This is a genomic window from Burkholderia sp. AU6039 (assembly GCF_002223365.1).
GTDB lineage: Bacteria > Pseudomonadota > Gammaproteobacteria > Burkholderiales > Burkholderiaceae > Burkholderia.
Genome location: NZ_NKFK01000005.1, coordinates 857,260 through 871,181, shown reverse-complemented (window position 1 = coordinate 871,181; position 13,922 = coordinate 857,260). Strand labels below are relative to the sequence as shown.

Here is a 13,922-nt window from a genome sequence, read left to right as displayed (position 1 = left end):
TGCGATGCACATTTTTCGCCACGCGCAAACTCGTGACGTCTGTTACATCTTCCGGGGCGACGCGCGGGCGATCGCGTCGCATCGGGGGCGGGAATTGTGTTTCGGGTCGGAACGGAAAAAGGAAAACCGGTGGCAAGCGGTGCCGGACGTTGCAGCGGACGCGTCAGCGCAGATCTGCAGCCAGCGACGCGGTCACGTCCGCGTCCACGCGCTGCGGCGGCATCGTGTAGGCCGGGTGATCGCAACCGATCGAGAGTGCCGCCCCGCCCCTGAGCGCCGCGCGCATCGGCCCGTCGAGCTCGAAGCGCACGAAGTGCACGGCCGACGTCTTCTCGGCGGTGTCGCGGTCGAGATCCTCGTCGGCGATCGCGTAGACGCGCGCATGCCCGTCGACCTGCAGGTACACGCGATCCTCGACACCGATCAGCCGCGCGAGCGCCGCGCGCCGTTCGATCTCGTGCTCGTATTCGATCTGCATCGTCGCCTTCAGGTTCGTGCCGTCGGGCACGAGCGGCAGATACGCGTCCAGCTCCCCTTCGATGCCGGCCTGGTCGAAGATCTTCTCGATGTGCAGCATCTCCTGGATCTGATAGCGGATCGTCGTCTCGTCCTCGAACAGGAAGCGCAGATGGTTGCCGAGCGCCACCGCGCGGCGGCGCTTGTAAGCGACGAGCCGCGCGTGTTCGGCCTTGCGGATCTTCGCGTACGCTTCGAGCGTCAGCAGGGAGTCGCGGGTCAACGTCATGGGAGATCCTCGTGGGTCGGCCGGCGGCGGCTCAGATGCCGTACGCGCGGCGCAGCAGCGTAAGCGGATGCGCGAGCGGCGCGGACGGCAGCCCCTGGTCGTCGATGCCCTGCACGATGTGATGGCCGGCCAGCGCGCAGTCCGACGACACGACATCCGGCCGCGGCTCGGCCATCGCCTTGAACACGGGAGCGCCGATCCGCATCGCGTCCGCGTGAAACTCCTTCTTCACGCCGAACGTGCCCGCATGGCCCGAGCAGCGCTCGACGACGTTCACGCGCGTGTCGGGCACGAGCGACAGCGCGTCGGCCGTCTTGCGGCCGATGTTCTGCACGCGCGCATGGCACGGCACGTGATACGACACGGTGCCGAGGCCGGTCTTGAAATCGGTCTTCAGCAGTCCGTCGCGATGGCGCGCGATCACGTATTCGAACGGATCCCAGAATGCGTCGGCCACCGCGCGCACCGCTTCGTCGCCGGGGAACATCAGCGGCAGCTCGCTCTTGTACATCAGCACGCAGCTCGGGATCGCACCGATCAGCGCATAGCCTTCGCGCGCGTAGCGTTCGAGCACGGGCAGGTTCATGTCCTTCTTCGCGGCCACGCCAGCGAGATTGCCCTGCTCGAGCAGCGGCATCCCGCAGCAGGCTTCGCGCGTGACGAGTTCGTACGGGATGTCGTTGTGCGCGAGGATCGCGAGCAGGTCGTGGCCGATGCCGGGCTCGTTGAAATTCACGTAGCAGGTTGCATAGATCGCAACCTTGCCGGGCGTGCGTTCGCCGTCGCGCACGGGCAAGCCGTCCGACGGCCTCGCCGCGCGCCGGAACTTGCGCGGCGCGAATTCCGGCAGCCACGCGTGGCGATCGACGCCGAGCGTCGCCTCGAGCGCATGGCGCGCGGGCGGCGTGCGGTTCACCGCGTTCACCGCCTGCGTGACGATCGGAATGCCGGCGAAGTGGCCCAGCGCGTCGGTGTTCGACAGCACCTTGTCGCGCAGCGTCGCTTCGCCGCGCTTGTAGCGCGCGGCCTTGCCGCGCAGCATCAGGTGCGGAAAGTCGACGTTCCACGCATGCGGCGGCACGTACGGGCATTTCGTCATGTAGCAGAGGTCGCACAGATAGCACTGGTCGACGACCTTGCCGAACGCGGCCTTCGGCACCTCCTCGATATCGCCCATCGGCGTGTCGTCGACCAGATCGAACAGCGTCGGAAACGCGCCGCACAACGACACGCAGCGCCGGCATCCGGCACAGATGTCGAACACGCGCGTCATTTCCGCATCGATCGCGGCCTGGTCGTAGAACGCATCGGACTGCCAGTCGAGCGGATGCCGGGTCGGGGCTTCGAGACTGCCTTCCTTGTGGGGCATGGAGCGCTCCATCCAGCGCGGCGCGCATGCGCGCCAGCGCCGCCCGCGCGATGCGGGCAGCGATGAACGAACAGCCGGCCGCTTGCCGGTCGCACGGCCTGCCGTGCGGCCCGCGGCGGCCCGTCAGTCGACGAGACTGTCCAGCGCCTTCGTATAGCGGTTCGCGTGGCTGCGTTCAGCCTTCGCGAGCGTCTCGAACCAGTTCGCGATTTCGTCGAAGCCTTCCTCGCGCGCCGCCTTCGCCATGCCCGGATACATGTCGGTGTATTCGTGCGTTTCGCCGGCGATCGCCGATTCGAGATTCTGGCGCGACGAACCGAACGGCAAGCCCGTTGCTGGATCGCCGACGGCCTCCAGGTATTCGAGATGGCCGTGCGCATGGCCGGTTTCGCCTTCGGCGGTCGAGCGGAACAGCGCGGCGACGTCGTTCTGGCCTTCGACGTCAGCCTTCGAAGCGAAATACAGATAACGCCGGTTCGCCTGCGATTCGCCCGCGAATGCGGCTTTCAGGTTCTCTTCGGTTTTGCTGCCCTTGAGTTGAGCCATTTGCGCCTCCGTTCGAGTCGGCGCGGCCGCGTGCGGAGCCGGGTCGATCAGGTATGTGGGGAACGATGCGCTTGCCGGGGCGCGCGCATCGTGCTCTTCAATCTAGGCGCTCGCGTTCGCATCCCCCAATAGGCTTTTTCAATCCGGGCGATAGTGCTTGGCGGGATGTGGGGCTCGGGGGCTCGGGGCTCGGGGCTCGGGGCTCGGGGCTCGGGGCTCGGGGCTCGGGGCTCGGGGCTCGGGGCTCGGGGCTCGGCATTCGCGCGTGCCGCGTGCGTCACGCGTCCGTCGCGCGCCTGAGCAGTAATTCGCGTTCGCGTTCGTTGCGCGTCAGTTCCGCCGCGCGGCGGAATTCGGCCTTCGCCTCGTCGGCGCGGCCCAGCTTCGCCAGCAGGTCGCCGCGCACGCTCGGCAGCCAGTGATAGCGCGCGAGCGCGGGATCGTCGCGCAGCGCGTCGACGAGTTCGAGCGCCGCAGCAGGCCCGAACGCCATCCCGACGGCCACCGCACGATTCAGCTCGACGACGGGCGACGGTGCGACTTCGGCGAGCGCGTCATACAGCGCGACGATCTGCGCCCAGTCCGTATCCGACGCCCGCCGCGCCCGCGCATGGCAGGCCGCCAGCGCGGCCTGCAGCGCATACGGCCCGCGTACGCCGCCGAGCTTCGTCGCGCGTTCGAGCGCCGCGAGGCCGCGCCGGATCAGCAGCGGATCCCAGCGGCTGCGATCCTGGTCGAGCAGCAGCACCGGCCGGCCCTGCGCATCGGTGCGCGCATGCATGCGCGACGCCTGCAGCTCCATCAGCGCGACGAGCCCGAGCACCTCGCTCTCGTCCGGCGCCAGCCCGGCCAGCACGCGGCCGAGCCGCAACGCCTCATCGCACAGCGCCGGGCGCGTCCAGTCGTCGCCCGAGGTCGCCGCATGGCCTTCGTTGAACACGAGATAGATCACTTCGAGCACCGACGCGAGCCGCGCGGGCCGCGCGTCGGCCGCCGGCACCTCGAACGGCACGTGCGCCGCCGCGAGCGTGCGCTTGGCGCGCACGATCCGCTGCGCGATCGTCGGCTCGGGCGTCAGGAACGCGCGCGCGATCTCGCCCGTCGTCAGCCCGCCGAGCAGCCGCAGCGTGAGTGCGACGCGCGCATCGGTCGACAGCACCGGATGGCACGACGTGAAGATCAGCCGCAGGAGGTCGTCGCCGATGTCGTCGTCGCTCGCGTCGGCCAGCGCCTCCGCGATGTCGGGGACGACGTGCGCCTCGAGCGCGTCCATCTCGTGACCGAGCTGGTCGCGCTTCGCCGCGTGGAGCGACTCCTGCCGGACACGATCGAGTGCGCGACGCTTCACGGCCGTCATCAGCCATGCGGCCGGGTTGTCGGGCACGCCGTCGACGGGCCAGTGCTCGAGCGCCGCGACGAGCGTGTCCTGCGCCAGTTCCTCGGCCACGCCGACGTCGCGCACCACGCGCGCGGCGCGCGCGATGATCTTGGGCGCCTCGATCCGCCAGACCGCTTCGATCGCACGGTGAGTCGCCTCACGCGTCACGACGCCTGCCCCTCGGCGGACGCGTCCAGCGGCATGGCCATCAGCTCCCATGCATGGCCGTCCGGATCGTCGAACCCGTGGCCATACATGTTCGGGTACTCGCGCGGCGCCTGCGGCGCGGACCCGCCGGCCGCCAGCGCCTTCGCGACGATCGCGTCGACCTCGGCGCGGCTGTCGCACGACAGGCACGACAGGACCTGCACCTGCGTTGCCGGATCGATGATGGTTTTGCCGGTGAACGTCTGGAAGAACGGCCGCACGAGCAACATCGCGAAGATCGTGTCGCTGATCTTGATGCAGGCGGCCTGGTCGTTGGTATAGGCCGGTACGACCTCGTAGCCGAGCGCCTGGTAGAACGCCTTCGAGCGCGGCAGGTCGGCCACGGGCAGGTTGATGAAAACCATCTTGTGCATGTCGGGTACTCCCGGTGAGGTTGGATTCAGGCGGCAATCAATCAGGCGCTGGTGCGGCCGACGTGGAGTTCGCGGAACCGCTCGACTGCATCGCTCGGCGTGAGGTCGTCGAGCTCGAACAGCGGCCGCACCTCGATCTCGCAATCCATCTCGGCGCCGAACGGCGCGGGGAACCGGCGCGTCCATTCGAGCGCTTCGTCGCGCGAACGCACCTGGATCAGCGTATAGCCGGCAATCAGTTCCTTCGTTTCGGCGAACGGGCCGTCGACCACGGTGGCCTTGCCGCCCGTGTAGCGCACGCGCCAGCCACGCGCGCTCGGCCGCAGCCCGTTCGCGTCGAGCAGCACGCCGGCTTTGGCCAGCTCCTCGTGATAGACGGTCATGGCCTCGACCAGCCGGTTGTCCGGCAACGCATCGGATTCGCTGACGGCGTTCGCCCGGATCATGATCATGAATCGCATCGTTCACTCCTTGTCGTCGGTGGAAGGCAGCGCCCATTCATCGGCGCCTTATCCGGACGACGGCCGGAAGACGGCCGGATCGACATATTCCGCGACATATCAGGGTAAATACCGAGTCGCGACCTTCACAGGAAGCACGGACCAACCGCCCGCACCTCGACCGTGCACCATTGCGCGGCCGGGCACTGGCGCGCGATCTCGATCGCTTCCTCGCGGGTATCGACGTCGACGATGAAGAAGCCGCCGACCATCTCCTTCGCCTCCGCGAACGGGCCGTCGAGCAGCCGCGTCTCGCCGTCGCGCACCTGCACGCGCGTCGCGCGCTCGGAACGCTCCAGCGACTCGACGCCGCGCAGCACGCCGCGCGCCTTCAGCGTCTCGGCGAAATCGACCATCCGCGCGTACAGCGCCTGACCTTCGTCGAGCGTGCGTTCGGCGCGCTGCTCGGTCGGCTCGACTATCAACAGCATGTAAGACATGGATGACTCCTGTGGGAACGGGGTGCGGCAGCGCTCGCCGCGCAATCGGGATGCGCCGGCCGATGCAAAAGCGTAACAGCCGCCGTGCGGCTTGCATCGTCGGCCGATCGGCAACTGGCCGGACGGCCATTTCGGCCGTTTCCTGACATTTTGCCGTCAAGATGCCTTCCCGAACCGTCGGATTTTCTTCCTGTGGACCGCCCCATGTCACGCCTGCTTGTGCCGCTTGCCGTTGCACCGTTCATCACCCTCGCCGCGCTCGCCGCCTGCCCTGCCCGGCCGGCCTTGGCCGCGCCGCCGGTCAGCGCCCGCTGCGGCGGCGCAACCACACCGATTGCCGACCTTCGCGGCGCCGGCGGCCCGTCGCCGCTGGCCGGGCAAACGACCTCGATCGAAGCGGTCGTCACCGCGGCGTTCGGCGGCGCCGACGGCCTCGGCGGCTTCTTCGTCCAGCAGGCCGACGCGCAGCGACGGCACCGGCCGGGCGTCTCCGAAGGCGTGTTCGTGTACGCGCCGAACACGCGCGCGCAGGCCGGCGATCGCGTGCATCTCACGGGCCGCGTCGACGAGCGCTACGGCCGGACGCAATTCACGCTGTCGGGCGGCATGACCGTCTGCGCCCGCGGGCAAACGGTCACGCCTGCCACGCTCACGCTGCCCGTCGCCACCCCGGCGGTGCTGGCCGCGCTTGAAGGCATGCGGGTGCGCCTGCCGCAAACGCTGACGGTCAGCGATACCCACGAACTCGGCCGCTACGGCAGCGTCGTCCTCAGCCACGGCCGGCTGCGCATCCCGACCCACGTCGCGCCGCCGGCCGAGGCCGCCGCGATCGCGATCGCCAACGCACGCAACCGCATCGTGCTCGACGACGGCTCGACCCGCCGCGATCCCGCGACCGTGCGCTATCCGCCGCCCGCGCTGAGCGCCGCCAACACGCTGCGCGCGGGCTACACGGTGCGCGGCGTCGAAGGCGTGCTCGAACTGCGCTACGGCGCATGGCGGCTGCAACCGGTCGCCGGCGCGGCACCGGTGTTCGATGCCGCCGCGAACCCGCGCACCGAGGCGCCGGCCCGGCACCCGGAGGCCGATGTGCGCATCGTGTCGTTCAACGTTTTCAACTATTTCAACGGCGACGGGCGTGGCGGCGGTTTCGATGCCCCGGCCAACCGCGGTGCAAAAACGCCCGCCGCGTTCGCGCGGCAGGAGGTGAAGATCGTCGCGGCGTTGCGCGCGCTGCGTGCCGACGTGATCGGGCTGATGGAAATCGCGAACAACGGCCACGGTGAAACGAGCGCCGTACGCCGCCTCGCCGCGCAACTGGGCGACGGCTGGCGCGCGGTCGAGCCCGGCGCCGCGCGCCTCGGCCGCGATGCGATCGCAGTCGCGCTGCTGTACGACAGCCGCTCGGTCGAGCCGGCCGGGCGCGCCGCGACCGTCGCACTCGGCGGCAGGCACCGCCCGCCGCTCGCACAGACGTTCCGGCGCACCGGCGGCACGCGCGCCTTCACGGTCGCGGTCAATCACCTGAAATCGAAGAACTGCCCGAACGCGACCGGCGCCGATCGTGACCAGTCGGACGGCCAGGGCTGCTGGAATGCGGCGCGCACGCAAGCCGCCGCGCGCGTCGCCGACTGGCTCGCCACGTCGCCGACCGGCACCACGGCCGATGGCGTCCTGCTGATCGGCGACCTGAACAGCTACGCGAAGGAAGACCCGGTGCGCGCGCTCGAATCACGCGGCTACGCGAACCTGGTGACCCGCTTCGTCGGCGATGCTGCGTACAGCTACGTATTTCGCGGCGAAGCGGGCAGCCTCGACCACGCGCTGGCCACGCCGGCGCTCGCCGCGCGCGTGAGGGCCGTGCATGTCTGGCACATCAACGCCGACGAGCCGGTCGCGCTGCAACCGTTGCCTGATTACAAAACGGCCACGCAACGGTCGATTTATTACGCACCCGACGCGTACCGGTCATCGGATCACGATCCCGTCGTGATCGACGTCGCGCTTGGCGATGGCGGCACGTCGGCAGCCCCGGGCACGAACCATGCTCCTCGACCAACGGTCGATTAGTGCATTTGCATCAGCACAAGGCCTGCAACGGCACTATTTACCTGATGGCCCTGGTGACGCGATATTTACCGGACCTTCACTGCGTACCGCAGCCCGATACGCCGCTTCGCCCGGAATGCGAATTTTTTTCAATCGCCTCGCAGCCCCGTGCGGCGGGGCTTCTCGGCAATCCTGCCGACGAATTGAAAATTTGTCTCGAAACAAAATCGGGCCAAGTGAATCACACAGGTTGCTGGGATTCGTCTTATCTTCAAATTTGCCTTGAATCGAAGGAGGATAAACACCATGGCGCTCACCGACTCGATCGAACACAAGCTGGACCGCGGCCTGTCCGACATTCGTCGCACGGGCCGGCGCGTGGGACGCACGACGCGCTCGGCCGCCCGCGACCTGCATGACGACGTCACCGACGATCTGCGCGGGCTGGTCGACGAACTGGAAGATCTGCTGAAAAACGACGGCGACGGCGATATCGCCGCGCTGCGCAAGCGCGTGCAATCCAAGCTGGATGAGGCGCGCGGCGCACTCGACCATGCGTCGGGCAGCGCGGCCGCCCGGCTGCGCGATTCGGCCGAACGCGTGTCGCAGGTCGTGCAAGACAACCCGTGGCAAACCGCCGGCGTCGTCGCCGGCCTCGCGTTCGTTGCGGGCCTGCTCCTTGCCCGCCGTTGAGCGGAGCCGGCCGCCACGCGCCCGCCCCGTCCGTCCTCAATCAGACAAACGAAGGAGAAACGCCATGCAGAAGACCTTTGCCATGAAAGCCGCCGCCGCCGTCCTGCTCGGCAGCCTCGCGCTCGCCGGTTGCACGACCACCCCGGACAAACCGGAAGGCGCCGCGGCCAGCGCGTCGAAGCGCCAGTCGATCGACGCCAGCGTCAACGCGACGCTGTCGCGCCTCTATTCGACGGTGCCGGGTTCGCGTGAACTCGTCGCGAAATCGCGCGGCGTGCTCGTGTTCCCGAACGTGCTGCAGGCCGGCTTCATCGTCGGCGGCCAGTCCGGCAACGGCGCGCTGCGCGTCGGCGGCAGCACGGTCGGCTACTACAACACGTCGTCGCTGTCGGTCGGCTTGCAGGCCGGCGCGCAGTCGAAGGCGATCGTGTTCCTGTTCATGACGCAGGATGCGCTCGACTCGTTCCGCAAGTCCGAAGGCTGGGCCGCGGGCGCCGACGCGTCGGTCGCGGTCGTGAAGGTCGGCGCGAATGGCGCGGTCGACTCCAACACCGCCACCGCCCCGGTCGAGGTGCTGGTCCTGACCAACGCGGGCCTGATGGGCGACCTGTCGGTGAACGGCACCAAGGTCACGAAGCTCAACATCTGACGATGCGGCACGCGGCATCGCGCCGCGTTTGCTTCCCGGCAGCGCCGCGGCCCCGGCCGCGGCGTTTTCGCATGGGCCGCGCGCAGCGGCTATGATGGCGGCGCCTTTGCGGGCATACTCCGCTTCGGGCCGCCCTGCGTCGCATTTCGCCGCGAACCCGTGACGATCGAGAACCGATCGCGCGCGGGGCAACGAGATTCAATCAAACCACGCATCAATCTGCGCGAACGTCATCCATGGAAAGCGGACACGACCACCAAAAATTCTTCTATTTCCTGCTGGCCGCGGTCACCGTCGGACTCTGCTGGATCCTCGCGCCGTTTTCCGGAGCCGTGTTCTGGGGCACCATTCTCGCGATCCTGTTCCAGCCCGTGCAGCGCTGGCTCGCCGCACGCTTCGGCAAGCGGCGCAACCTGGCCGCGCTCGTGACGCTGTCGCTGATCGTCCTGATCGTGATCCTGCCGCTCGTGTTCGTCGCCGCGACGCTCGTGCAGGAAATCGCGTACGTGTACCAGGAACTCAAGGACGCCCAGCCGAACTATTCGCAGTATTTCCACGACATCATTCACGCGCTGCCGACGTCGATCCAGAACCTGCTGCAGAAATACGGGCTGACCAACATCCCGGGCATCCAGAAGAAGCTGACCGACGGCGCCGCGCAAATCAGCCAGTTCGCGGCCACCCAGGCGCTCAGCATCGGCCAGAACACGTTCCAGTTCGTCGTGAGCTTCGGCGTGATGCTGTACATGGTGTTCTTCCTGCTGCGCGACGGCGGCGAGATCGGTCGCCGCGTGCGCCGCGCGCTGCCGCTCGACGAGGAGCACAAGAACCTGCTGCTCGCGAAGTTCACGACCGTCGTGCGCGCGACGGTGAAGGGCAACATCGCGGTCGCGCTCGTGCAGGGCGCGCTCGGCGGCCTGATCTTCTGGATCCTCGGGATCGAGGGCGTCGTGCTGTGGGGCGCGCTGATGGCGTTCCTGTCGCTGCTGCCCGCGATCGGCGCGAGCCTCGTCTGGGTGCCGGCCGCGCTCTACTTCCTGATGATCGGCGCGGTCTGGAAGTGCGTGATCCTCGTCGCGTTCTGCGTGGGCGTGATCGGCCTCGTCGACAACCTGCTGCGCCCGATCCTCGTCGGCAAGGACACGAAGATGCCCGACTGGGTCGTGCTGATCTCGACGCTCGGCGGGATGGCGCTGTTCGGCATCAACGGCTTCGTGATCGGGCCGCTCGTCGCCGCGCTGTTCATGGCGAGCTGGGACATCTACGCACGATCCGAACAGGGCGAATGACGCATCGCGTGGCCGCGTGCCACGCACCTGCCGGCACGCGCCGTCATGGATGGCGAATGCGGATCACGACGGGCGCCTCGGCGCCCGTTGCTTCGTCCGCCGCCAGCGACATCACGCCGCCATACGGACCGACGCGATACGTGCGGCCCGATACCAGCGGCACGCTTCGATCGCCGTGCGCATCGCGCCACGTTGCACGCACGCGCGAAGCGACATCGGGCGAGAACGGCGCACCGTCGGGCCCGACCAGCGCCACCTGGGCGCCCGGCAAACGCCGGCCATGGGCATCGAATCGCAGTGTTGCCGCCGCCCCGCCGTTCGCCACCGCTCGACCTTCGACCACCACGCCCGCCGGTGCGTCGAGCGTCACGTCGTAGAGATCGACGAGCGCGCCCGTGAACCGTACGATGCCATCCGACGCGGCATGCCCGGCCGCCACCGCATTCGACATCGCGAACGCCACGCCAAGCCCGATTGCGATCTGCCGCACGGCACCGGCGCACCGCACCGTTCGATTGCGCATCGCCACCGCTGCCGCCCGCTTCGCGTCGTTTCGCATGTTCCCTCTCCTCTTCCGCGTGACCAGAAAAAAAGGCGGCGTGACGCGTCGGTCACGCCGCCTGTCTGCTGGCAATCACTTTAGGGAGAGACGTCCGGACAAGATATGGGACTAGTCCGAAACTAAAGCCCGGCCGTTCGAACGCGCCGCGTTCGGCACCTGCTCGCGGCAGCGTACGAACGGCATCGCACGCTGCACGACGGGCCGGTCACGCGCCGGGATCGACGCGCAGCACGAGCTTGCCGCGATGGTCGCCGTCGAACAGGCGATTCAGCACGTCGGGCGCATTCTCGAGGCCGTCCGCAACCGTCTCCTCGGCCTTGAGCCGGCCGTCGCGCAGCCAGCCCGTGAGCGTCTGCACGGCTTCACGGCTCTTGCGATAGTCGAGGATCAGGAAGCCGCGCATCGTCAGCCGCTTCGATATCAGCACGCCGACGTCGTCCGCCGCGCGCCCGCTGTTGTAGTTCGAGATCACGCCGCACAGCGCGACGCGCCCGCCGATCACCATCCGCGACAGCACCGCGCGCATCACCTCGCCGCCGACGTTTTCGAAGTTCACGTGCACACCGTCCGGCGTCGCCGCCTTCAGCTGCTGACGGAAATCGTCGGCCTTGTAGTCGACGGCCGCGTCGAAGCCGAGCGTCTCGGTCAGGTAGCGGCACTTGTCCGCGCCGCCCGCAATGCCGACCACGCGTGCGCCATGGATCTTGCCGATCTGCCCGGCGATCGAGCCGACCGAGCCGGCCGCCGCCGACACCACGAGCGTCTCGCCTGGCTGCACCGGCGCGATATCGGTTAGCCCGTAATACGCGGTCAGCCCGCTCATCCCGCACGCGCCGAGCAGCGTCGGCAGCGGCAGGCCCGACTCCGCGGGCAGCTTCACGAGCTGCGCAGCCTGGTCGGCCGGCACGACCGCGTAGTCCTGCCAGCCGACGAGCCCCTGCACGAGATCGCCTTCCGCGAACCCCGCATGACGCGACGCCACGACGCGCCCGATGCCGAGCGCGCGCATCACCTCGCCGATCGCGACGGGCGGCAGGTACTGCGGCACGTCGCTCATCCACACACGGTTGGTCGGATCCATCGACAGATACAGCACGCGCACGAGCACCTCGCCGTCCGCGAGCGCCGGCACCGGCGTCTCGACGAGCGAAAAGTGTTCGCGGCCGACCCGCCCTTCCGGGCGCGTCTTCAGCAGCAATTGGCGGTTCACGGGTGTGGACACGATGTTCTCCTCCGGTCGTAGTGGTTCGGGATGCGCGTCAGACCGCGCACATGCCGCCGTCGATCACGAGTTCGGCGGCCGTCACGAAGCGGCTCTCGTCGGACGCGAGATACACGGCCGCGTGCGCGACGTCGTCCGGCTCGCCGAGCCGGCGCAGCGGAATGCCGCGCGCGAGCTTGCGCGTCGCGTCGCGTTCGCCGAGCGACTGGAACAGCGGCTCGACGATCCCCGTGCGGATGAACGCCGGGTGAATCGAGTTGCAGCGCACGTCGATCTCGCGGCGCGCGCAGTCGATCGCGACCGACTTCGTCAGCGACGCGACCGCCGCCTTCGACGCGTTGTACGCGGTGAAATCCGGCTCGACCTTGAACGCGGCGACCGACGAGATGTTGATGATCGACGCGGGATGGCTCTCGGCCAGATACGACAGCGCATGCTTGCAGCCGAGCACGATGCTCTCGACGTTGATCGCCATCACGCGCCGCCATTCGTCCAGCTCGATCTGCGCGGGCGAGCCGATCGAGCCGACGCCCGCGTTGTTGACGAGCACCGACAGCCCGCCCATCACATCGACCGCCTGCGCAAGCAGCGCCTGCCAGCGTGCTTCGTCGCGCACGTCCTGCGTCGCGGCGAACGCGACCGGCGTCGCGTGTCCCGCGTTGAGCTCCTGCGCGAACGCGTCGAGCACCGCCGCGTCGGCGATGTCGGTCACGAACACGCGCGCGCCCTGCTCGACCATCCGGCGCGCGATCGCGCGGCCGAGGCCGCCCGCGGCGCCCGTGATGTATGCGCACTTGCCGGCAAGGCGCGAAGAAACGACTGTCATGTGACCTGCTCCTATCGTGAATCGTCGTCGCGGAACGCTGCCGCGACGGGTGGGCCGTGCCTGTTCCGGCCGGCGCGGGCCGGTCGACCGTGCCTCGACATCACGAGGCGCCGCACGGTTTCGACGAGTATATCGAGACGAACCTGACGCGTGCCGGACGCGCCGGGCAGCCTGCCCCGGTTGAACGACAGCCAGCGTACGCGAATGCCGCCAATCGATGAAATGAATAATCGTTATGCCCAGTCATAGGTACTGTTCATGACCTCGGCGTGTCGGCGCACATGTACGGGCCAGCGGCACCCGCGGATCACGCAGACCGGCCAGGTTGATTCAGGCAATGACGAAGCGCGGCGTTCCGCGCAGACGCGAAAGCGGTCGCGAAAATGAACGGGGTGGAATCGTGCAACCGCCGGGCGAATGCCGGCGGCAAGAACGCGGCGCCGGGGCGCCGCGGCCGGCTGCCGTCAGAATCCGTCGCCCGACGGCGCGCGCACGAACGCGCAGAGTTGCGGCGAATGGGTGTCGATCATCTGCTGGAACGGCGCACGGTGCCCGTACGCGATGCCCGACACGAGCAACAGGCAGACGGCCGCGACGCGCGGCGAGAAGGCACGCTGCCGCGCGCTGTCGTAGCCGCGCAGGAACACCAGCGCGACCAGCGCGCCGAGCATCCAGCCGACGATCACTTCCGGCACGGTGTGCGAATGATCGAACACGCGCGCGACGGCCGTGAGCGCGCCGACGGCCAGCCCGGCCGCGATGCCGGGCGCCTTGCCCGTCCGGAACGCCTGCCACAGCATCGACAGCGCGACGGTCCACACGGACGTCGACAGCATCGTATGGCCGCTGATCACGCGGAAATCGAATTGCGGCAGCTCGATGCCGCACCCGGCATAGAGGATCTTGGTGGCGCCGACGAGGCCCATGCCGGCGGCGAGCAGCACGCCCCAGCGGACGGCGAGGCGCCAATCGGTCAGCGCGAGCCACGCCGCGCAGGTCAGCGCGATCGGCAAGGTCAGCGCGGCATCGCCGATGTTGCTGATTTCACTCCACATAACGGACTTCGGACGACG

15 protein-coding genes are annotated in these 13,922 nt (G+C 68.6%); 4 read left to right on the top strand and 11 right to left on the bottom strand.

The window, feature by feature from the left end; genetic code table 11:
• Positions 1-163 precede the first annotated feature (163 nt).
• The 7 genes from CFB39_RS21750 to CFB39_RS21720 form a co-directional block, all read right to left on the bottom strand.
• Positions 164-745: a DUF3501 family protein gene (locus CFB39_RS21750; protein WP_089474397.1), complete on the bottom strand. Its 582-nt coding sequence runs from the start codon at positions 743-745 to the stop codon at positions 164-166.
• Positions 746-776: 31 nt separating this feature from the next.
• Positions 777-2,114, bottom strand: a complete 1,338-nt coding sequence (locus CFB39_RS21745; protein WP_089474396.1) for a heterodisulfide reductase-related iron-sulfur binding cluster — start codon at positions 2,112-2,114, stop codon at positions 777-779.
• 123 nt (positions 2,115-2,237) lie between these two features.
• Entirely contained in the window at positions 2,238-2,660 is a 423-nt protein-coding gene (locus CFB39_RS21740) for a rubrerythrin family protein (protein ID WP_089428047.1), read from the bottom strand.
• Between the two features lie 277 nt (positions 2,661-2,937).
• Positions 2,938-4,206 carry an RNA polymerase sigma factor gene (locus CFB39_RS21735; protein WP_089428048.1) on the bottom strand — a complete coding sequence of 423 codons (1,269 nt, stop codon included), beginning with the start codon at positions 4,204-4,206 and terminating at the stop codon, positions 2,938-2,940.
• The gene (locus tag CFB39_RS21730) at positions 4,203-4,619 is read right to left on the bottom strand and encodes a VOC family protein (RefSeq protein ID WP_089428049.1); all 417 of its coding nucleotides are present in this window, start codon (positions 4,617-4,619) and stop codon (positions 4,203-4,205) included. Before CFB39_RS21730 ends, CFB39_RS21735 begins: the two co-directional genes overlap by 4 nt.
• A gap of 41 nt (positions 4,620-4,660) precedes the next feature.
• On the bottom strand, positions 4,661-5,080 hold the full coding sequence (locus CFB39_RS21725; RefSeq protein ID WP_089474395.1) for a YciI family protein: 420 nt from the start codon (positions 5,078-5,080) through the stop codon (positions 4,661-4,663).
• 125 nt (positions 5,081-5,205) lie between these two features.
• Positions 5,206-5,559 carry a YciI family protein gene (locus tag CFB39_RS21720; RefSeq protein WP_089432340.1) on the bottom strand — a complete coding sequence of 118 codons (354 nt, stop codon included), beginning with the start codon at positions 5,557-5,559 and terminating at the stop codon, positions 5,206-5,208.
• 204 nt (positions 5,560-5,763) lie between these two features.
• Between CFB39_RS21720 and CFB39_RS21715 the strand changes: the two genes are divergently transcribed.
• The 4 genes from CFB39_RS21715 (at position 5,764) to CFB39_RS21700 (ending at position 10,239) form a co-directional block, all read left to right on the top strand.
• Positions 5,764-7,629: an ExeM/NucH family extracellular endonuclease gene (locus CFB39_RS21715; protein ID WP_089474394.1), complete on the top strand. Its 1,866-nt coding sequence runs from the start codon at positions 5,764-5,766 to the stop codon at positions 7,627-7,629.
• A gap of 285 nt (positions 7,630-7,914) precedes the next feature.
• Complete coding sequence (locus CFB39_RS21710; protein WP_089428053.1) at positions 7,915-8,301, top strand: YqjD family protein; 387 nt, start codon at positions 7,915-7,917, stop codon at positions 8,299-8,301.
• Positions 8,302-8,365: 64 nt separating this feature from the next.
• The gene (locus CFB39_RS21705; protein WP_089428054.1) at positions 8,366-8,950 is read left to right on the top strand and encodes a YSC84-related protein; all 585 of its coding nucleotides are present in this window, start codon (positions 8,366-8,368) and stop codon (positions 8,948-8,950) included.
• A 236-nt stretch (positions 8,951-9,186) separates the two neighbouring features.
• The gene (locus CFB39_RS21700; protein ID WP_089428055.1) at positions 9,187-10,239 is read left to right on the top strand and encodes an AI-2E family transporter; all 1,053 of its coding nucleotides are present in this window, start codon (positions 9,187-9,189) and stop codon (positions 10,237-10,239) included.
• 43 nt (positions 10,240-10,282) lie between these two features.
• Here CFB39_RS21700 and CFB39_RS21695 read toward each other — a convergent pair whose 3' ends face one another.
• The 4 genes from CFB39_RS21695 to CFB39_RS21680 form a co-directional block, all read right to left on the bottom strand.
• A complete protein-coding gene (locus CFB39_RS21695) occupies positions 10,283-10,798 on the bottom strand; it encodes a thioesterase (RefSeq protein WP_089474393.1) in 516 nt (171 codons plus the stop codon).
• Between the two features lie 208 nt (positions 10,799-11,006).
• Positions 11,007-12,023, bottom strand: a complete 1,017-nt coding sequence (locus CFB39_RS21690) for an NADP-dependent oxidoreductase (protein WP_089474392.1) — start codon at positions 12,021-12,023, stop codon at positions 11,007-11,009.
• Between the two features lie 37 nt (positions 12,024-12,060).
• Positions 12,061-12,849: an SDR family oxidoreductase gene (locus CFB39_RS21685; RefSeq protein WP_089474391.1), complete on the bottom strand. Its 789-nt coding sequence runs from the start codon at positions 12,847-12,849 to the stop codon at positions 12,061-12,063.
• Between the two features lie 464 nt (positions 12,850-13,313).
• Entirely contained in the window at positions 13,314-13,904 is a 591-nt protein-coding gene (locus CFB39_RS21680) for a phosphatase PAP2 family protein (RefSeq protein WP_089474390.1), read from the bottom strand.
• Positions 13,905-13,922: the final 18 nt, after the last annotated feature.